The following is a 19,211-nucleotide window of genomic DNA, read 5'->3' as shown; positions in this document are numbered from 1 at the left end:
TCGTCTTGCGCACGCGAACCCTTGACGCCGCGATGCACGCGAGCCGCTTCCCCCCACGCGCACCGCGCCGGAGCGCTCCCTCGCCGCACAAGGTGAAGGACAAGGGAGGTCTCTCTCATGAAGGCCCGCATCCGGGACGCGGCCGTCGCCGTGACCGCGGTCTCGACGGCGGTCGCTCTCGCGGCCTGCGGAGCGGACGCCGGGAACGACTCCGACGGAGGGAGCACACCGAACATCGCTCTGCTGCTGCCGGACTCCACCACGGCTCGCTGGGAGACCCAGGACAGGCCATTGTTCGAGCAGAAGGTCAAAGAGTTGTGCGACGAGTGCACGGTCGAACACGGCAATGCCGGGGGCGACGTGGCCGCCCAGCAGGAGCAGATGGACACGATGATCACCAAGGGGGTCGATGCCATCGTGCTGGTGGCCGTGGACGCCCGCTCGCTCGGCCCCGCGGCCAGGAAGGCGAACGATGCGGATATCCCGGTCATCGCCTACGACCGGCTCTCCGAGGGCCCGATCTCGGGCTATGTCTCGTTCGACGGCGAGGAGGTCGGCAAGCTCCAGGCCAGGGCGCTGCTGATGGCCATGGGCGACAGAGCGCGAGACGACCAGATCGTCACGATGAACGGCGATCCCAGCGATCCCAACTCGGTGTTGTTCAAGAAGGGCGCACTGTCCGTGCTCCAGGGGAGAGTGAAGATCGGCAAGGCCTACGACACGCACCAGTGGAAGACCGAAACCGCGAACATGAACATGTCCGGCGCCATCTCCGCCCTCGGCGTCCGCAACATCCACGGGGTCTACGCCGCCAACGACGGCCTCGCCGCGGGCAGCATCTCCGCCCTGCGAGCGAACAAGGTCGACCCGATGCCCCCCGTCACCGGACAGGACGCCGAACTCGCAGCCGTGCGACGCATCGTCGGTGGCGATCAGTACATGACCGTTTACAAGCCCTTCGGACCGGAGGCGTCCGCCGGGGCCGCCATGGCCGTGGACGTGGCCCGCGGTGAAAGCCTCGACCGGGTCGCCACGGGTGAGGTGAGGACCCAGGACGGGAGGACCGTTCCGGCCGTGCTGCTCACCCCCGTGTCCGTGACCGTCGACACCATCGAGGACACCTTGGTGAAGGACGGCATGTACACGATCGAGCAGATCTGCACCCCCCAGCTCGCTGCCGCCTGCGACCGGGCCGGGCTGACCTGACAGCCGGTTCCGACCAGGTCCGGACCCCGGGAAGGAGATGGTTTCATTGCCGGCTCCCCCCTTGCTGGCACTGCGCGGCGTGTGCAAGCGCTTCGGCGTCGTCGAGGTCCTCTCGGACATCGAGCTGGAGATTCACGCCGGCCAGGTCGTCGCTCTTCTGGGCGACAACGGGGCAGGCAAGTCCACCCTGGTCAAAGCGATCTCCGGCGTCACCCCCGCGGACAAGGGCGTCATCGAGTGGGAGGGCCGGGCGGTCAACATCAAACGCCCCCACGACGCCCGGGACCTCGGCATCGCCACCGTCTACCAGGATCTCGCGCTGTGCGGGAACCTCGACGTCGTCGGCAACCTGTTCCTCGGACGGGAGATCCGCAGGTACGGGTTCCTCGACGAGGTGGAGATGGAGCGCCGCACCAGACATCTGCTGGAACGTCTGACCAGGGCCGTCCCCGATCTGCGCGCCCCTGTCGTCTCGCTGTCCAGCGGCCAGCGGCAGACGGTCGCCATCGCACGCTCGCTCCTCGGCGAGCCGCGGGTCCTCCTCCTGGACGAACCGACCGCGGCTCTGGGAATCGAGCAGACCGCCGAGGTACTGGACCTCGTGGACCACCTGCGTGACCGCGGTGTGGGCGTGCTGCTCATCAGCCACAACATGGGCGACGTCAAAGCGCTCGCGGACCGGGCCGCCGTGCTGCGGCTCGGTCGCAACAACGGCTTCTTCGACGTGAACACCGCGTCTCAGGAACAGATCATCTCCTCCATCACCGGCGCCACGGAAAACGTGCCCCGCCGGCCGGCCCCGCAAGAGGCGGGATGGTGAAAGGGATGCACAACATGGCGGACCACACGCGGGCCGAACCCACCGCGCCGCGCACCGAGGCTCGTCCCCCGCACCGGGAGCGGGCCATCGCCCGTGCCCTGGAGAGCTGGGTCGCCGTCTTCCGGCGCAAGCTGAGCGCCGGAGAACTCGGCTGGCTCCCCGTCGTCCTCGTCCTCGCCGCGGTCTGGATCACCTTCCAGACCCTCAACGAGAACTTCCTCTCCCCCCGGAACCTGTCCAATCTCAGCGTGGACATCGTGGGCACGGGCCTGATCGCGGTCGGCATCGTCTTCGTGCTGCTGCTCGGCGAGCTCGACCTGTCGGTCGGCTCGATCAGCGGTCTCGCGGCGGCTGTCTTCGCCGTTCTGAACGTCAACAACGGCGTGCCGGAATGGCTCGCCCTCATCATCGCCGTGCTCGTGGGGACCGTCACCGGAGCCGTCCAGGGCTTCTCCTTCGCCAGAGCCCGGGTACCGGCGTTCGTCGTCACGCTCGCGGGGCTGCTCACCTGGAACGGCCTCATGCTCTACATCCTCGGGACCAGCGGCACCGTCAACCTCGACGAGAACGGCCTTGTCGCCAAGCTGACCAGCTATTACTTCACCCATGACGCCGCCGCCTACGGCGTGGCCGCGATCGGCGCGGGCATGGTCTTCCTCGTCTCCCACCAGGACAGGCGGCGCCGCATGGCCGTGGGCATGCCACACCGCTCGCTCCGCGGAATCGCGGTGCGCACGGGAGCACTCGCGGCGATCGCGTTCGCCGCCGCGTATCTGCTCAACCGTTTCCAGGGTCTGCCGCTCGCGCTCCTGATCTTCCTGGTGGTGGTGGCCGGCCTCGACATCATTCTCCGCCGCACGCACTACGGGCGGCAGGTCTACGCACTCGGCGGCGGCGTCGAGGCGGCCCGGCGCGCCAGCCTCAGCGTGATCCGCGTGCAGACCGCGGTGCTCGCCGTCTCGGGCACCATGGCCGCGGTCGGCGGCCTGTTCCTGGCCTCCCGCATCACCTCGGTGAGCCAGGGCTCGGGCTCGGGCGTCCTCCTGCTCAACGCCATCGCGGCAGCCGTCATCGGTGGCACCAGCCTGTTCGGAGGACGCGGTACGACCTGGTCCGCGGTGCTCGGCATCCTGGTCATCCAGTCGATCGCCTCGGGCATGGCGATCACGGACACCCCCGCCGCCGTCCAGTTCATCATCACGGGCGGGGTGCTCTTCGCAGCGGTGGTCATCGACTCGCTGTCGCGACGCACGCAGGAGGCACACGGGCGGGCTTGAAGTCCCTTGCTGGAGGAGCCGCCCGGCGGCAAGCTGGACTCCAGCGCGGGCCGACCAGCGCCTCCAGCACCCGCAGGATGCCTTCCAGCGGAGTCCGCGAGCTTGCGAGCGGTCGCCAGGAACTCGGGGTTCTTGGTGCGCCGGTAGACCGATCGGCGCGCCGCTGTCCGGGTCGAAGTCGTACGAGTCGGCCATCTTGTCGACGGCGTAATCACCGCCGAGTGGAGCTTCCGCAGGGTCGGTGCCGGTGTCCGGCCTGCGGTCGTGTCCGCGGACGCGGACGCGGCTGGTGTCGACGCAACACATAACGCCGCGGCACCGGCCGCCGAAGTGAGCACAGTACGCCGGGAGACACTCATGCTGGTCCCTTCAAGGGCGCGCCGCCGCACAACCACGTGAGCAACGTTCACTGGTCTGAACAGCCGTCCCGGCGAACCACCGTGTATCCGGCCCGCCGGGACGACGGCGCTCAGCGGTAACAGGTGGTGACGCCCGCGCGCCAGGGGCAGGCGATCGCGGCGAAGCCGCCGCCCGCGACGACGTCCACGCCGAGCGTGTCGCCGCCTCGCAGTATCCGCCGGTTCTGGACGAGCCCGTCGGTGCCGTCCTGGATCGTCTCGACGAGCCACCGCCCTGGGCCGATGGTCAACGGGACCTCGGCGGTGCGGGCGGTGCCGGCGTACACCCCGCCCAGGAACCAGCGGTCGCCACTGCGGCGGGCCAGCACGGCTTCCTGGCCGGGGCGGCCGGCGAGCAGCCGGGTGTCGTCCCAGGCCGCGGGGACCTGATCGAAGTAGTCCCGGGCGAGCGGCCGGGCGTCGTACGACTCGGGGGTGCCCGCCAACATCTGGAGGCCCGACTCGTAGGCGACCGTGAGCCCGACCTCGGCCGCGTCGGAGTTGGGGCGCAGGCCGACGCGCTGGAAGGCGCCGGGGGTGAAGTCCATGGAGCCGATGACGTTGCGGGTGAAGGGCAGGGTGGTGAGGTGGGCGGCGGTGTTGGTTCGCTTCTCCTCTCCCGCGACGCCCTCCAGGGTCATGACCTGGGGCCAGGTGCGCTGGATGCCCTTCGGGACGGTCGAGCCGTGGAAGTTGACCATGAGGTGGTGAGCGGCGGTCTCCTGGAGGATGGTGTCGTACCACCGGAGCATGGGCTGCGCCTCGGAGTCCATGAAGTCGATCTTGACGCCTTTGACGCCCCACCGCTCCAGGGTGGGCAGCCACTGGGCGCGTTCCTCGGGTGTGTCGAGGTCACGCTGGTGGATCCAGACGATGATGCCGACGCCCTTGGCTCGCGCGTAGTCGACGAGTTCGGGCATCCAGCTGTTGGTCTGCCAGTTCGGGTCGGTGGTGTCCCACTCGTCGGTCTTGAAGTACCAGCCCGCGTCGACGGCCTCGTACGGCCAGTTCCGCTCGGCGGCGTAGTCGACGTAGGCCTTCTGCGCGGCGAGGCTCTGGCCGGCCGGGCGGCCGCCGGCGAGCCAGGTCCACAGCACGGTGCCGGGCCGGATCCAGGAGGAGTCGGCGACCTTGGAGGCGGGGGCGAGGTCGTCGGTGAAGGTGGATCGGGTGACGGTGGCGAGGTCACCGGTGACCATGGCCCGCCAAGGGGTGGCGAGAGGGCCGTCGGTGTGGACGCGGTCGTCCGCGAGCTCGATCCGGTAGGTGCCGGTGCCCTGGTCGTGGGCGAGCCTGGCACCGGAGTACGTGCCGGTGAGGTCGGACTCGGCGAGCAACGTGTAGCCGCCGTCGGTCGCGAACAGCGCCTGGTCCGAGTACTCCCCGGTCGGCGCGGTCGCGGCGGTGTACTGGGCGAACTGGCCCTCGTTGTCGGCCCGGTAGGTGCCGAGCCAGGCGCTCGCGTCCGGCGGCAGGTTGAACGCGGAGGTCTCGCCGAGCACGTCGCCGTACCCGGCGGGCAGGACGTACCGGTAGGCGACGCCGTCGGCGGAGGCGCGGACGACGAGGTCGAGCCGGGCGCCGGCGGGGGTGGCGAACGACAGGCGTGTCTCGTTCATGCGGACCCGGCGGTCCAGTCGTTTGCCGGACTTCGCCCGGTACCGCTCGTCGATCAGCCGGTCCTTGCGGTGCAGGAAGCGCAAGTCCTGGGAGAGGTCGGCCTGTTCGGTGACGATGCCGACGGGCGACGGCTCGACGACCGTATGCCCTCCCCGGTTCACCGACAGACTGACGGTGCCGGTCGTGTCGTCCAGGGATATGCGCGCTCTCGGTTCATGCGCCGAGGCGTGCCCGGGTCCGGACACGGTCCAGACATGCTCGCGTTGTTCGGCCCGAGCGGGGCCGGATGTGAGAAGTGTGGCCACCAGCCCGGCGCAGAGCGCGGCGACCGCGGTTCTGATCGGAACCACCATGAGAACCCTCCCTGTTGATGAGGTGGGGCGGTGCGTGGATCCCTGCGGAATGTCGCTACGGCAGTCCCCAGGCCGGGCCCGGATCGCCGACGGCGACGGGCGCGATGACGAGGTCGGGGCCCGAGCCGGAGTGGACGAGTACCTCGCGGCCCTTGGGCAGGTCGATGGCGAGGGTGCCTGCGCCCAGGTCCTCGGTGCGGGCCGGGCTGCCGTCGTCGAGCAGCACGGTGAGCGAGCCGGTGAGGCCGTGGCGGAGCTTGAGCGGCTCGCCCGCCAGGCTTCTGACGCGGATGAACCGGGTGGCCCCCGCCTGGCGGACGGCGCTGACCAGGAAGGCGCCCTGGGTGCGGAAGTCGTGCAGGGTGACGTCCGCCCATGCGGTGGGGACGGCCGGGAAGACGCGGATCACGCCGCCCCAGCTCTGGCAGAACATGTCGTGCAGGGACTGCGAGGCGGACAGCGGAGTCTCGATGACCGGACCGGCCTCGGTGTAGTGGGTGTTGGCCTGGCAGGGGTAGCGAGTGGTGGGGTCGAAGAACTTCCGCAGGTAGGTGATCGCGGTGTCGCCGTCGCCGGTCATCGCGTACATCGAGGCGGCGCCGGTGTAGCTGTAGCCGCGGTGGGCGCCGGTGAGCGCGTGCCAGTGGGCGACCGACTTCGCGATCAGGTCGCGGCTTTCGGGCTGGTCCCAGTTGACGAGGTACAGCGGGTACACCATCAGCAGGTGCGAGTAGTGGCGGTGGGACTGGGCGTACGGGGTGTCGGCGCCGATCATGAAGCCGTTGTCGTCGACGGGGTACGGCGTGAGCCTGGCCGGCACCTCCTTCCACCGTGGGATCAACTCCTCGTCGATACCCAGAAGTTCGGCGGACTCGACGAGTGTCCGGCAGCCCCAGCGGATCAGGGCCAGGTCGTAGTTGGTGTCCTGCGGCGGTACGACGGGGTATTCGGGCGAGAGGGTGCTCGGCAGGTGGAGCTTGCCGTCGCTGCCCGGGGTGAGGAAGTGCAGGTAGTAGTTGACGGCCCGGCGCAGCACCGGGTAGATCGTGTCGCGCAGCAGGGACTTGTCCATGGAGTGCCGGTAGGACAGCCAGACGTTGTGCAGGGCCCAGGTGAGGTTGCCGACCTCGGTGCCGGTTCCCGGCTCGCCCACCGCCCGGTTGGCGAACATGTCGGAGCTGCGGCCGACGCCGGAACTGTCGGCGCGGTAGGCGGCGGGCACGTTGGCGATGAGCTGTTCCTGGTTCTGGCGCAGGGTGGTGGCGAGCGCGTCGAGTTCCAGGTGGTTGGAGCCGTGGATGAGCCAGTACTCCAGTTGGATGTTGAGGTTCCACCAGACCGCGGGCCACGGGGTGGGTTCCAGCCACGGCCCGGAGGTGGCCATGACAGGGCCGTCCGCTCGGCTGGCGGAGGCGACCTTGTAGAGCTGGATCCAGTGGAAGCTCTGCAGCCGCCGGTCGGGGAACGACACGAAGCTCTTCCGGTAGAACGCGTGCCACCAGCGGATGTGCCGTCGCCTGAGAGCGCCGTACGACGTCGCGCGCCGCAGGTTGCGCAGCGAATCGGCCTCGGCGGCGGTGTCGGAGGGGAAGCTGTGTCCGACGCTGAGCAGCAGGTCGTCGCCGATGCGGTGGAGGGCGGTGGCGGTCTGGCCGCCGCCGGTGAGGGGTTGGAGCACCTGCTCGGTGCCGTCGGTGGTGGTCCTGGTGGTCCAGGGCGGGTTGGCGGTGTAGCCGGTGGGTGGGGCCTCGCTGATCTTGCGGGGGCTGATGGCGTCCTCGGGGTGGAACGTCCAGACGACCTGTTCGTCGCCGTCGGCGGTCGTGCGGACGGCCAGGACCTCGTCGTGGATGAGGGCGGAGAGGTGGAGGGTGCCCGCCGTGGTGGTGACGGTGCCGGTGAGTTCGGCGTTCCACAGGCTCAGCCGCCAGTCGACGGCGGTGATGGTGCCGACCGGTTCGAGCGTGAGGTGTCCTACCGGCAGGCGACAGGTGCCCCAGGTGCTGCCGAACTCGGGGCGGTGGTCCTGGACCCGGCCGTGCTGCACGGTGAAACGGATCTGGTTGGTGCCCGGCTCCTGATACACCATGCTGCCGAGCAGCCCGTCACCGAGGAACGGACCCTCGTACCAGCGGGTGGGCAGCCTGGCCCACAGCAGGTCCTGGCCGCGCAGGAACCTCGCCCAGGCGCCGTCGGTGGTCATGGTGTCGCGGAGTCTCCAGGGGCGTCTGCCGACCCCGGTCACCGGCCCGCCAGCGACGGACGGCACCGTCTGTAACGGCCCCTCGGCGTGGGCCGCCCCGGGCAGGGCCGCCGCCGCGGCGCCGCCCAGCGCGGTGCCGAGTACGGCTCTGCGGGCCACCTTCGAACGTTGCTCCGGCTGTGAGGTCATCTTCGTCCTCCAGACCTGACGGATCATCGATACATCGGGTGTATCGGGCAACCTAGCAGGCTCTCTGTGCCTGTCAATGACCTCAACAGCATCAGAGGTACTTGACTCCTCCGATGTATTGAGGAGATCTTTTCTGCCGGCTCTGGCGAAAAAGACGTCAACCGCGCAGTCGGGCGCGAGCATCCCTCCGAACGCGGCCGACGTGACCGCGACTCCTGGAAGCCCCCTCACCCGCAAGCAACGACACCGTCCCCCGAGCCGTCGCACGCCCCCGCCACACGACGCGGACGGCTGGCCGTCCTCGGGCCGGGGCTGGTCCTGGCGGCCGCCAGTGTAGGCGCGGGCGACATGGTGACGTCGCTGGCGGGCGCCGCCGGATACGGCATGGCCCTGCTGTGGGCGATCCTCATCGGAGTCGTCCTCAAGTACGCGCTCACCGAGGCGGTGGGACGCTTGTACCTGGCGAGCGGTCCGACGGTGATCGCGAGCCTGCGCGCGGCGGGCCGCTGGCTGCCGTACGCGCTCTTCGCGTTCGTCGCGGTCATCGGACTGCTGTACGGGGCGGCCCTTGGCTCGGTGGTGGCGCTGGCACTGTCGACGCTGCTCCCCGCGCTGCCGCTGAGGCCACCGGCCATGGTGATCGCGCCGGCGTCGGCCGGGCTCGTGTACGTGGGCCGGTACGCACTGTTCGAGCGGGTGATGAGCGGGTTCATCCTGTCCAAGTTCGTCGGCATGGTCGTGCTGGCGGTCGCCACGCTCGTCACCATGGACGACCCGTCCGCCCTGGTGTCCTCGCTGCGGCCGCGGCTGCCCGAGGGCGACGTGGTCACCGTCCTGTCGCTGATCGGCGGGGTGGGCGGCACGGCCGGGGTGGCCTCGTACAGCTACTGGGTGCGGGAGAAGCGCTGGCGGCACCGGAGTTGGCTGCCCGTCATGCGGGCGGGCTCGGCGGTGAGTTACGCGGTCACGTTCCTGTTCGTGGCCCGGACGCCGAGGCCGAGCACCACATGGACCAACGCAGCCGCCGTTCCGCCTGTTCGTGCTCTACTGCGTGGCCGCCTCCGTGGCGTTGACCTTCGCGGGACGGCCGGTTCCCCCTGGTGCTCACCTACGCCGCCGTCGGCTCTCGTCCTGCCACTGCTGTCCGGGGCGCTGCTGGTGCTCCTACCGGCGCGACCTGAAGCAGCCGTACCGTAACAGGACCGTCTCGAACGTGCTGCTCTCGAGCTCACTCGTCCTGTTCGGGGTGCTCGCCGTCGTCCAGCTGAAGGAAACCCTGGGAGGACTGTGAACCACGCCGTGAACCCCACCACGGATGACCTGTGCTTCCGTACCGCCACCGAACTCGCCGCGGCCCTGCGGCGCCGTGAGGTGTCCGCGCGCGAGGTCGTCACCGCCCACCTCGAACGCGTCGACCAGGTCGATCCGTCGGTGAACGCGATCGTCACCCTCGTCGCCGACCGGGCGCTGGAGCAGGCGGCCGAGGCGGACGAGCAGCTCGCCTCGGGAGCCGAGGTCGGGCCCCTGCACGGGCTGCCCGTCGCGCACAAGGACCTCCACGACACCGCGGGCATCCGCACGACGTACGGCTCACCCGTCTTTGCCGACCACGTCCCCGCCCGGGACCACCTGGTCGTCGAACGCCTCAGGCGGGCCGGGGCCATCACACTCGGCAAGACCAACGTGCCCGAACTCGGCATGGGTTCGCACACCGTCAACCCCGTCTTCGGCGCGACCCGCAATCCCTACGACCTCTCGCGCAGCGCGGGCGGCAGCAGCGGCGGCGCGGGAGCCGCTCTCGCCTGCGGCATGCAGCCGATCGCCGACGGCAGCGACACCGGCGGCTCCTTGCGCAACCCGGCTTCCTTCAACAACGTGGTCGGGCTGCGGCCCTCCCCCGGCCGGGTCCCGTCCTGGCCCGACAAGGCACCCTGGAGCCAACTGTCGGTGAAGGGCCCCATGGCGCGGACCGTGCGGGACGTCGCCCTGACGCTGTCCGTGCTGGCCGGGCCGGATCCGCGCAGCCCGCTGGCCCTTCAGGATCCGGGTTCCGCCTTCGCCGGACCGCTCGACGGCGACCTCCGCGGCCGGCGGGTCGCTTGGTCGCCCGACCTCGGCGGGAGCGTGCCCGTCGACCCCGACGTACGGGACGTGGTGCGCGGCGCGGTGGAGGTGTTCACCTCGCTGGGCTGCGAGGTCGAGGAGGCCTGCCCCGACCTGTCCGGCGCCGACGAGGCGTTCCTCGTCCAGCGTGCCTGGCAGATGGAACTCGCCTACGGGCCCCTGCTGGACGAGCACCGGCAGCGTATGTCCGCAGACGTCGTGTGGAACATCGAGGAGGGCCGCAAGCTCACCGGCCCGGACCTGGGCCGCGCCCAGCTGCTTCAGGCCGCCCTCTTCCACCGGGTGCGGGAGTTCTTCGAGACCTACGACGTCCTGCTGCTGCCGGTCAGCCAGGTCGCCCCCTTCGACGTCCGCCTCCCTTACCCCGCGTCCGTGGACGGCACGGCGATGGAGACGTATCTGGACTGGATGCGCTCGGCCTACGTGATCACGATGACCGGCTGCCCGGCGCTGTCGGTCCCGGCCGGCTTCACCCCGGCCGGACTGCCGGTCGGGCTCCAGGTGGTGGGACCGCACCGGGGGGACGCGGCCGTGCTGAGCGCGGGGTATGCCTTCGAGCAGGAGACGCGCGTGGGGGAACGGCGACCGGCCGTTGTCGAGGGCCCGGGCGTGGTGGAAGGTACGCACGGCGTGGAGGGTGCGCAGGCGACGGAAGGCAACCGGTCATGAGCCCGAGCAGCGTCGTCGTGGTGGGTGCGGGCATGGCGGGGCCGGCGACGGCCTGGTTCCTCCAGGAGGCCGACGTCGTGTCGGGGGCCGAGCAGGCGGTCCAGCGCAAGCTCGACGCGATCGCCGCTGCCCTGCCGGACGTGTCCAGGGGCGAGCAGATGCGCTCGAAAGCCTGAGGAATGCGATCCGGATGGAGGAAGAGACCTGACGCAGGCTCACGAAACGCCGCCGTGGTCCTTCTCCGCCCTCCCTGGACCGGCGAACATGCCGCGTCATGGACATCTTGCTCGTCGCCAGCGCGTTCAACAGCCTGTCCCAGCGTGTGTTCGCGGAACTGTCGGACCAAGGGCACCGGGTGGACGTCGTACTCGCCTCGCACGGCGCCGAAGCTGTCCGGGCCGCCGTACGCGAAGTGCGCCCGGAACTGATCATCGCTCCGATGCTGAAGACGGCGCTGCCGGAGGACGTGTGGCGGGAGCACACCTGCCTCATCGTTCACCCGGGACCACCCGGCGACCGCGGCCCGTCCTCCTTGGACTGGGCGATCGCCGAGGAGGCATCCCACTGGGGAGCGACGGTGCTCCAGGCCGAGGCAGCTATGGACGCCGGCGACGTGTGGGCCGCCGAGGCCTTCCCGGTGCCACCGGTCGGCAAGAGCGACCTCTACCGCAACGAGGTCTCCGACGCCGCCGCGGCCGCCGTCCTGGTGGCCGTACAGCGTTACGCCGACGGATCGTGCAAACCGCTACCGCAGAGCGATCCCGCGATCCGCGTGGTGTGGCGCGACTTCTTCCGCCAGGAGCGGCGAAGGATCGACTGGGAGAACGACAGCACCGAGACGGTGCTGCGCAAGCTCCGGGGGGCTGACTCGCAGCCGGGGGTCGTGGACGAACTACTCGGCCGGGAGGTGTTCCTGCACGGCGGCGCTCCCGAGGATCGACTGCGCGGACGCCCCGGGGACCTGCTGGCGACGCGGTCCGGGGCGGTCTGCCGGGCCACCCGGGACGGCGCGGTGTGGATTGTGGAACTGCGCCCCCGCAAGAGCTCCGGCGACCCGGCGCCGTTCCGCCGCCCGGCGGCCTCCGTGCTCGCCTCCTTCCCGGCTCCGCCCGGCGCCACGACGGGGGCGGAGGGCGGGCATACCCCGCGGTCCGGCGACCGTCCGGTGTGGCTGCCGGAGGCCACTGCCCCTCTCGAACTGCCCCCGGGCCGGAACACCTGGACCGACATCCGGTACCGCCGGCACGGCGACATCGGGTTCCTGGCCTTCTCCTTCCCCGGCGGCGCGATGAGCACCGACCACTGCCGCAGGCTGCTCGCCGCCTACCGGTACGCGCTCACCCGCCCCACCGCTGTGCTGGTGCTGGGCGGATGCCGCGACTTCTTCTCGAACGGCATCCACCTGAACGTCATCGAGGCGTCCACCGACCCCGCGGGCGAGTCCTGGACCAACCTCAACGCCATGGACGACCTGGTCGAGGCGGTGCTGCGCACCACCGACCGCCTGGTGGTCGCGGCGCTCGGCGGCAACGCGGCGGCCGGCGGCGTCATGCTCGCCCTGGCCGCCGACCAGGTCTGGTGCCGCACGGGCACCGTCCTCAACCCGCACTACCGGCGCATGGGCCTGTACGGGTCGGAGTACTGGACGTACACGCTGCCGCGCCGCGTCGGATCCGAGACGGCGCAGCGGCTGACGACCGAGGCGTTGCCGGTGAGCGCCGCGACCGCCGCGCGGATCGGACTGGTGGACCGTCTCGTGCCGGCCCCGGCGCGGGAGTTCGCCGCAGAGGTCGAGCGCATGGCGGCAGCGCTCGCCGCCGACCCGGACCTCGGGCGACGGATCGCCGCGAAGGCCGCGGCACGTCGGACGGACGAGGCGCGGCGACCGCTTGCCGAGTACCGGCGGGCCGAACTCGCCCGCATGCGCGCCATCTTCTTCGATCCGCACGCCCCGTACCACGCCCTGCGTTCGGCCTTCGTCCGGAAGCTGCCGCATGGCTCCGCCCGGCCCCTGTCAACGGCCGGCGAGCAGATCGCCGGGGGCGTCCGGTGACGCGGACCGGTACGCGTCTGCTGGTGGCGGGCGTCGGCAACATCTTCCTCGCCGACGACGCCTTCGGCCCTGAGGTGATCCGCGCCCTGGCCCGGTGCCCGCTGCCGCCCGAGGTGCGGGTACGGGACTTCGGCATCCGCGGTATGGATCTCGCGTACGAACTTCTCGGCGGCTACGACACGGCCGTCCTGGTCGACGCGGCCGCGCGGGGTCACCGGCCCGGCGCCCTGTCGCTGATCGAGCCGGACCTGCCCGACCGCACCACGGGTGCCGCCCCACCCGAGGCGCACGGCATGGACCCGGCGAAGGTCCTGGCCCTGGCCGCTCACCTCGGCGACGAGCCGCTCCCGCGTGTCCTCGTACTCGCCTGCGAGCCCGAGGTGCGGCCACGCGGCGACGAGGACATCGCCCCGGGCATCAGCGCACCGGTGCGCGATGCGGTCGAGCGAGCCGTCGCGGCCCTGCACACCATGGTCCCCGTGCTGCTCGCCGACCCCGCGGCCACGCCCCCGTTGAGCCGCCCGGACGAATCCGCCGACCCGCCCCCGGCCGGGCTCCCACTTCCCGTCGGCGACGGCACCGAGGATCGGTAGCGGACCGGCACCCCGGTCCCTCCCCCTGCCGACCGCGAGGAGCAGCGCCTATGTGCGAGTCCGTGGACGAGGTCACTCAGGCCGTCCTGGCGAAGAACGACGGCCTGGCCGCGAGCTTGCGCGAGGAACTGGCCGGACACGGAGTGATCATGGTCAACCTCCTGTCCAGCCCGGGCAGTGGCAAGACGGAGCTGCTCGGACGGGTGCTGGCCCGGGCGGTGGAGCGGCGCATCCCGGTGGCCGCTCTCACCGCCGACCTGGCGACCGAGAACGACGCCCACCGGCTCGCCCGATCAGGGGCACCGGTGAAGCAGCTGCTGACCGACGGGCTGTGCCATCTGGAGGCCCGGCAGCTCCGCAACCACGTGGAGAGCTGGCTGCCGGACGCCACCGCGCTGCTGTTCGTCGAGAACGTCGGCAACCTCGTCTGCCCCGCGGCCTACGACCTCGGCGAGAGCCTGCGGATCGTGTGCATGGCGGTGACGGAGGGGGAGGACAAACCGCTGAAGTACCCCACCGCCTTCGGCTCCGCCCATCTGGTGGTGCTCACCAAGACCGATCTGGCCGAGCCCGCCGGTTTCGACGCGGCCGTCTTCGACGCCCACGTGCAGCGGGTCAACCCCGGAGTGGAGGTGGTACGGTCCTGCGCCCGGACCGGCGACGGCGTCGACACCGTCCTGGAGCGGGTGCTCGCCGCGCGGGACGGAGCCCCCGTCCACCGGCCTCCCCTGGCGCCCCACCCGCACGGCCACATCCATGAGCCCACGGGAGAGGACGCCCGAGGCGCATCCGGCCTCACGGCCGGCCGCGTCTCGTGACGGCGCCCACCACGCAGGCGGTGCGCCGCCGCGTCACCGTGCGCGGCACGGTGCAGGGCGTCGGATTCCGCCCGTATGTGCACCGTCTGGCCACCGACCTCGCGTTGGCGGGGTTCGTGAGCAACACGGCGAGCGGCGTGCTCATCGAGGTGGAGGGGCCGCCGGACGGTGTCGCTCGCTTCTGCGACCGGCTGTCCACGGAGCCTCCGCCGCTGGCCGCCGTCACCGGCGTCGAGGTCGAGACTCTGCCCGCCACCGGTGCCGACGACGCCTTCCGGATCCGTTCCACCGCGCGGTCTGCGGGCCGCACACTGCTCCCGCCCGACACGGCGACCTGCGTCGACTGCCTGCGGGAGCTGACGGATCCGGCCGACCGCCGCCACCGGCACCCGTTCGTCACCTGCACCCACTGCGGGCCCCGCTTCACCATCGCCACGGGGATGCCGTACGACCGGGCGGTCACGACCATGACCGGCTTCCCGATGTGTCCCGCCTGCGCCCGGGAGTACGGCGATCCCGGCGACCGCCGCTTCCACGCCCAGCCCGTGGCCTGCCCCGACTGTGGTCCCCGGCTGTACGTGGTGCCCGGTTCCGGTAGCGGAATCCGCCCTGCGCGGGGCACCGACGCCCTGGCGTCGGCACGGGCTCTGCTGGCCGCCGGACGGATCGTCGCCGTCAAGGGCCTCGGCGGCTACCACCTGGCGTGCGACGCCACCGACGCTTCGGCCGTCGACGCGTTGCGCGCCCGCAAGGTGCGCGGCGGCAAACCGTTCGCGGTGATGTGCGCGGATCTCGACGCCGTGCGGCGGATCGCGGCGCTCTCCGGGGCCGAGCAGGCCACTCTCACCAGTGCCCGGCGTCCCATCGTCCTGCTGCGCCGACGCGCGCGGCAGGAGGTCCTCGCGCCCGGCGTCTGCCCCGGCAGCCCGCACCTCGGGGTCATGCTGCCGTACGCCCCCGTGCACACCCTGCTGTTCGGGCTGCCCGGCGATCCGCCGGGTCCGCGTGTGCTGGTCATGACGAGCGGCAACCGCTCGGGGGAACCGATCGTCACGGACGACGACGAGGCACGGACCCGGCTGTCCGGGCTGGCCGACGCCTGGCTCGCCCACGACCGGGCCATCGCCTCGCCGTGCGACGACTCCCTGCTGCGCGTGCGCCGCGACGGTACCGAGCAGGTGCTGCGTCGGTCCCGAGGGTACGTACCCCGTCCGCTGCGCCTGCCGGTCGCGGTGCGGCCCGCGCTCGCCGTGGGCGGTGACCTGAAGAACGCGCTGTGTATCGGCGAGGACGACCAGGCCTTCTTCGGCCCGCACATCGGCGACATGGGCGACCTGAGCACCCTGGAAGCGGCCCGGCGGGCGGAGTCGCGGATGCGGTGTCTGACCGGTATCAGCCCTGAGCTCGTCGCCGCCGACCGGCACCCGGGATACCACTCGGTCCAGTGGGCTCGTCGGCGGGCCGCCCACCTGCCCCGGCGCACACCCGTGTTTGTCCAGCACCACCACGCGCACATCGCCTCGGCGATGGCCGAGCACGGCCTCGACGGCACGACACCCGTGATCGGCGTCGCGTTCGACGGCACCGGTTACGGCGACGACGGCACCGTGTGGGGCGGCGAGATCCTGCTCGCCGACTACGCGGGCTACCGGCGCTTCGCCCATCTGACCTCCGCCCCGCTGCCCGGTGGAGACGCGGGAGTGGCCAACCCGTGCCGCCTGGCGCTGGCCCGGCTGTGGGCCGCGGGCCTGCCGTGGGACGTGGACCTGCCCAGTGTGCGCGCATGCGCGCCGGGTGAGTCGGCCGTCCTCGAAAGGCAGTTGATGTGCGGGGTGGCCTGTGTGGCGACCTCCAGCATGGGCCGGCTCTTCGACGCCGTGTCGTCCCTCGCCGGCGTGTGCCACCGCGCGGAATACGAGGCCCAGGCGGCTCTTGAGCTGGAGGCCGCGGCCGCTTCGGCCTGGGACGCCGACACCTCGGCGTATGCCTTCGGCATCGCCGCCCACGCATGCGACCCGGCACCCGTGCTGAGCGCGATGGTCGCGGATCTGCGGCGCGGCATCCCGGCCCCCGTGCTCGCCGCGCGCTTCCACCGTGGCGTGGCGCGGGCCGTCGTGGAGATCTGCCGGCGTGCGCGCCAGGCCACCGGCCTGACCACCGTCGCCCTCAGCGGCGGCGTCTTCGCCAACGCACTGCTGGAGGAGGAGTGCACATGGCTGCTGGCCGGGGACGGCTTCGCGGTGCTCCGTCACGGCGAAGTCCCACCGAACGACGGCGGGTTGGCCCTCGGCCAGCTGGTGGTCGCGGCGCACGGACGACAAGAGGAGTGACCCATGTGTTTGGCAGTGCCCGGCAAGGTCGTGGCCATCGACGCCAGCGCGGACCCGCTCAGCGGGCTGATCGACTTCGGCGGAGTGCGGAAACAAGCGTGTCTGGAGTACGTGCCCGACGTGCGGGTGGGTGAGTACGTCATCGTGCACGTCGGCTTCGCACTCCAGCGTCTGGACGAGGAGTCGGCTCTGGCCTCCCTGAAGCTCTTCGAGGAACTGGGGCTGCTGGAGGAGGAGTTCGGGGACGCCTGGGAGCAGGCGGCGAAGGAGGCGGGTACCGCCGCGGTGGCGGAGCACCAGGACAGCGGGAGTGATGCCCGGTGAAGTACATCGACGAGTTCAACGACCCCGATCTGGCCCGGCGGCTGCTGGACGAGATCCGTGCCACCGCCACCCGGCCGTGGGCCCTGATGGAGGTATGCGGCGGACAGACCCACTCGATCATCCGGCACGGCATCGACCAACTGCTGCCCGAGCAGGTGGAGTTGATTCACGGCCCCGGCTGCCCCGTCTGCGTCACGCCCCTGGAGATCATCGACAAGGCGCTGGAGATCGCCTCGCGTCCCGGGGTGATCTTCTGCTCCTTCGGCGACATGCTCCGCGTGCCGGGCACCGACCGCGACCTGTTCCGGGTCAAGGGCGAGGGGGGCGACGTACGCGTGGTCTACTCGCCGCTCGACGCCCTGGAGCTCGCCCGCAGCAACCCGGACCGGGAGGTGGTCTTCTTCGCCATCGGCTTCGAGACCACGGCCCCCGCCAACGCGATGGCCGTGCACCAGGCGCGCCGCCTGGGTCTGGCCAACTTCAGCCTCCTGGTGTCGCACGTGCGGGTGCCCCCGGCCATCGAGGCCATCATGTCGGCTCCCGCCTGCCGGGTGCAGGGCTTCCTGGCCGCCGGGCACGTGTGCAGCGTGATGGGCACGGCCGAGTACCCGGAGCTCGCCGAGCGGTTCGGCGTTCCGCTGGTGGTGACCGGCTTCGAACCCCTGGACATCCTGGAGGGCATCCGCCGGGCGGTCCGTCAGCTGGAGAGCGGCGAGCACCGGGTGGAGAACGCCTATGCGCGCGCGGTGCGCGAGGACGGCAATCCGGCCGCCGTGCGCATGATCGAGGAGGTGTTCGAGGTCACCGACCGGTCCTGGCGCGGTATCGGGCGCATCCCGTCGAGCGGCTGGCGTCTGACCGACGCCTTTCGCGCGTTCGACGCCGAACACCGCTTCGACGTCACCCGAATCCGTACCGAGGAGCCTGCCGAGTGCCGCAGCGGCGACGTGCTCCAGGGGCTGATCAAGCCGACCGAGTGTTCCGCGTTCGGCACCACCTGCACCCCGCGCACGCCGCTCGGCGCCACCATGGTGTCCAGCGAGGGCGCCTGCGCGGCCTACTACCTGTACCGCCGGATGAACGCCCCGACACCGCAGGCCACCCGGGCCGCGCGGGAGGAGATGAACCCCGTTGCCTGAACTCGCCGACACGGTCGACCCGGCCGACTGGACCTGTCCAGCCCCCCTGCGCGACCAGCCGGTCGTGGTGATGGGGCACGGCGGAGGGGGAGCGCTGTCGGCGGAGCTGATGGAGCAGGTCTTCGCCCCCGCCTACGGCAACGCCGTCCTTGCCGCGCTCGCCGACTCCGCCGTCCTCGAACTGGGCGGCGCGCGGCTGGCCTTCTCCACCGACTCCTACGTGGTCAGACCGCTGTTCTTCCCCGGCGGCAGCCTCGGCGACCTCGCGGTCAACGGCACCGTCAACGACCTGGCGATGAGCGGTGCCAGGCCCGCGTACCTCTCCGCCGCCTTCGTCCTGGAAGAGGGCGTGGAGCTGACCGTGGTCGAACGGATCGCGCGCTCCATGGGCGCGGCGGCCGAGGCCGCAGGGGTCACGATCGCCACGGGTGACACCAAGGTGGTGGAGTCCGGGCACGGCGACGGTGCGTACGTCACCACCGCCGGTGTAGGGCTCGTCCCCGACAGGGTGGACATCCGCCCCCAGCGGGCGCGGCCTGGTGACGCCGTCATCGTCAGCGGTCCGATCGGCCTCCACGGGGTGGCGATCATGAGCGTCCGGGAGGGACTGGAGTTCGGCGTCGAGGTCGCCAGCGACACCGCGCCGCTGGCGGACCTGGTGGCGGCGATGCTGACGGTCGCTCCGGACATCCACGTGCTGCGTGACCCCACTCGGGGTGGCCTGGCCGCGTCCCTCAACGAGATCGCCCGCGCTTCCGGAACCGGTGTCCGGTTGCGGGAGCGGGCCATCCCGGTACCTGACGCGGTGGCGAACGCCTGCGGCTTCCTGGGGCTCGACCCCCTCTACGTCGCCAACGAGGGCCGGCTGGTCGCCTTCGTGCCGCCGTCGACGGCGGAGGAAGTCCTCGCAGCGATGCGCGCCCACCCGCAGGGTGCCGGAGCCACCCTGATCGGCGAGTGCGTCGCCGACCACCCCGGCATGGTCGTGATCTCCACCGGCCTGGGCGGCACCCGGGTGGTGGACCTGCCGCTCGGCGAGCAGTTGCCGCGTATCTGCTGATCAGGAAGCGAGTGTGCCCCGCCGACGCGCCGGCG

Annotated in this window: 15 protein-coding genes; 13 read left to right on the top strand and 2 right to left on the bottom strand. The window is 71.3% G+C overall.

Annotated elements, in window-relative coordinates; genetic code table 11:
* Window positions 1-117 precede the first annotated feature (117 nt).
* The 3 genes from Q4V64_RS49995 to Q4V64_RS49985 are packed head-to-tail and all read left to right on the top strand — an operon-like array spanning window position 118 to window position 3,303.
* Window positions 118-1,206, top strand: coding sequence for a substrate-binding domain-containing protein (locus Q4V64_RS49995; RefSeq protein ID WP_124444865.1), 1,089 nt, complete (start codon window positions 118-120; stop codon window positions 1,204-1,206).
* Window positions 1,207-1,243: 37 nt separating this feature from the next.
* Window positions 1,244-2,026 carry an ATP-binding cassette domain-containing protein gene (locus Q4V64_RS49990; protein WP_124444864.1) on the top strand — a complete coding sequence of 261 codons (783 nt, stop codon included), beginning with the start codon at window positions 1,244-1,246 and terminating at the stop codon, window positions 2,024-2,026.
* Window positions 2,027-2,031: 5 nt separating this feature from the next.
* Window positions 2,032-3,303 carry a sugar ABC transporter permease gene (locus Q4V64_RS49985; RefSeq protein WP_124444863.1) on the top strand — a complete coding sequence of 424 codons (1,272 nt, stop codon included), beginning with the start codon at window positions 2,032-2,034 and terminating at the stop codon, window positions 3,301-3,303.
* A gap of 469 nt (window positions 3,304-3,772) precedes the next feature.
* Here Q4V64_RS49985 and Q4V64_RS49980 read toward each other — a convergent pair whose 3' ends face one another.
* Together Q4V64_RS49980 and Q4V64_RS49975 are read right to left on the bottom strand one after the other, a co-directional pair.
* Entirely contained in the window at window positions 3,773-5,674 is a 1,902-nt protein-coding gene (locus Q4V64_RS49980; RefSeq protein WP_172629554.1) for a glycoside hydrolase family 97 protein, read from the bottom strand.
* A gap of 55 nt (window positions 5,675-5,729) precedes the next feature.
* Window positions 5,730-8,066 (bottom strand): Tat pathway signal sequence domain protein, encoded by a 2,337-nt coding sequence (locus Q4V64_RS49975; protein ID WP_124444862.1) that lies wholly within the window; start codon window positions 8,064-8,066, stop codon window positions 5,730-5,732.
* Between the two features lie 348 nt (window positions 8,067-8,414).
* Between Q4V64_RS49975 and Q4V64_RS49970 the strand changes: the two genes are divergently transcribed.
* The 10 genes from Q4V64_RS49970 to hypE all read left to right on the top strand — a co-directional run bounded on the left by Q4V64_RS49970 (window position 8,415) and on the right by hypE (window position 19,176).
* Window positions 8,415-9,263 (top strand): Nramp family divalent metal transporter, encoded by an 849-nt coding sequence (locus Q4V64_RS49970; protein ID WP_253267434.1) that lies wholly within the window; start codon window positions 8,415-8,417, stop codon window positions 9,261-9,263.
* Window positions 9,264-9,353: 90 nt separating this feature from the next.
* Window positions 9,354-10,859: an amidase gene (locus Q4V64_RS49965; RefSeq protein WP_124444861.1), complete on the top strand. Its 1,506-nt coding sequence runs from the start codon at window positions 9,354-9,356 to the stop codon at window positions 10,857-10,859.
* Window positions 10,856-11,035, top strand: a complete 180-nt coding sequence (locus Q4V64_RS49960) for a hypothetical protein (protein WP_124444860.1) — start codon at window positions 10,856-10,858, stop codon at window positions 11,033-11,035. Before Q4V64_RS49965 ends, Q4V64_RS49960 begins: the two co-directional genes overlap by 4 nt.
* Window positions 11,036-11,133: 98 nt before the next feature.
* Window positions 11,134-12,912: a hydrogenase maturation protein gene (locus Q4V64_RS49955; protein ID WP_124444859.1), complete on the top strand. Its 1,779-nt coding sequence runs from the start codon at window positions 11,134-11,136 to the stop codon at window positions 12,910-12,912.
* The gene (locus tag Q4V64_RS49950) at window positions 12,909-13,505 is read left to right on the top strand and encodes a hydrogenase maturation protease (RefSeq protein WP_124444858.1); all 597 of its coding nucleotides are present in this window, start codon (window positions 12,909-12,911) and stop codon (window positions 13,503-13,505) included. Before Q4V64_RS49955 ends, Q4V64_RS49950 begins: the two co-directional genes overlap by 4 nt.
* Window positions 13,506-13,555: 50 nt before the next feature.
* Entirely contained in the window at window positions 13,556-14,323 is a 768-nt protein-coding gene (gene hypB, locus Q4V64_RS49945; protein WP_124444857.1) for a hydrogenase nickel incorporation protein HypB, read from the top strand.
* Window positions 14,320-16,653 (top strand): carbamoyltransferase HypF, encoded by a 2,334-nt coding sequence (hypF, locus tag Q4V64_RS49940; protein ID WP_124444856.1) that lies wholly within the window; start codon window positions 14,320-14,322, stop codon window positions 16,651-16,653. The genes hypB and hypF overlap by 4 nt, the downstream gene beginning before the upstream one ends.
* Before the next feature lie 3 nt (window positions 16,654-16,656).
* A complete protein-coding gene (locus Q4V64_RS49935) occupies window positions 16,657-16,977 on the top strand; it encodes a HypC/HybG/HupF family hydrogenase formation chaperone (RefSeq protein WP_124444855.1) in 321 nt (106 codons plus the stop codon).
* A complete protein-coding gene (gene hypD, locus Q4V64_RS49930; RefSeq protein ID WP_124444854.1) occupies window positions 16,974-18,116 on the top strand; it encodes a hydrogenase formation protein HypD in 1,143 nt (380 codons plus the stop codon). The genes Q4V64_RS49935 and hypD overlap by 4 nt, the downstream gene beginning before the upstream one ends.
* Complete coding sequence (hypE, locus tag Q4V64_RS49925; RefSeq protein ID WP_124444853.1) at window positions 18,109-19,176, top strand: hydrogenase expression/formation protein HypE; 1,068 nt, start codon at window positions 18,109-18,111, stop codon at window positions 19,174-19,176. The genes hypD and hypE overlap by 8 nt, the downstream gene beginning before the upstream one ends.
* Window positions 19,177-19,211: the final 35 nt, after the last annotated feature.

The sequence above is a fragment of the Streptomyces sp. NL15-2K genome (assembly GCF_030551255.1).
GTDB lineage: Bacteria > Actinomycetota > Actinomycetes > Streptomycetales > Streptomycetaceae > Streptomyces.
Note: the sequence above shows the minus strand (reverse complement) of the source record. Positions and strands in the feature narration are given on the sequence as shown.

Coding starts and splice junctions, on each gene's coding strand:
- Q4V64_RS49970 (WP_253267434.1), top strand. CDS start 8,415: ATGGTGACGTCGCTGGCGGGCGCCGCCGGATACGGCATGGCCCTGCTG.
- Q4V64_RS49985 (WP_124444863.1), top strand. CDS start 2,032: ATGCACAACATGGCGGACCACACGCGGGCCGAACCCACCGCGCCGCGC.
- Q4V64_RS49935 (WP_124444855.1), top strand. CDS start 16,657: ATGTGTTTGGCAGTGCCCGGCAAGGTCGTGGCCATCGACGCCAGCGCG.
- Q4V64_RS49960 (WP_124444860.1), top strand. CDS start 10,856: ATGAGCCCGAGCAGCGTCGTCGTGGTGGGTGCGGGCATGGCGGGGCCG.
- hypB (WP_124444857.1), top strand. CDS start 13,556: ATGTGCGAGTCCGTGGACGAGGTCACTCAGGCCGTCCTGGCGAAGAAC.
- Q4V64_RS49975 (WP_124444862.1), bottom strand. CDS start 8,066: ATGACCTCACAGCCGGAGCAACGTTCGAAGGTGGCCCGCAGAGCCGTA.
- Q4V64_RS49955 (WP_124444859.1), top strand. CDS start 11,134: ATGGACATCTTGCTCGTCGCCAGCGCGTTCAACAGCCTGTCCCAGCGT.
- Q4V64_RS49980 (WP_172629554.1), bottom strand. CDS start 5,674: ATGGTGGTTCCGATCAGAACCGCGGTCGCCGCGCTCTGCGCCGGGCTG.
- Q4V64_RS49990 (WP_124444864.1), top strand. CDS start 1,244: ATGGTTTCATTGCCGGCTCCCCCCTTGCTGGCACTGCGCGGCGTGTGC.
- Q4V64_RS49995 (WP_124444865.1), top strand. CDS start 118: ATGAAGGCCCGCATCCGGGACGCGGCCGTCGCCGTGACCGCGGTCTCG.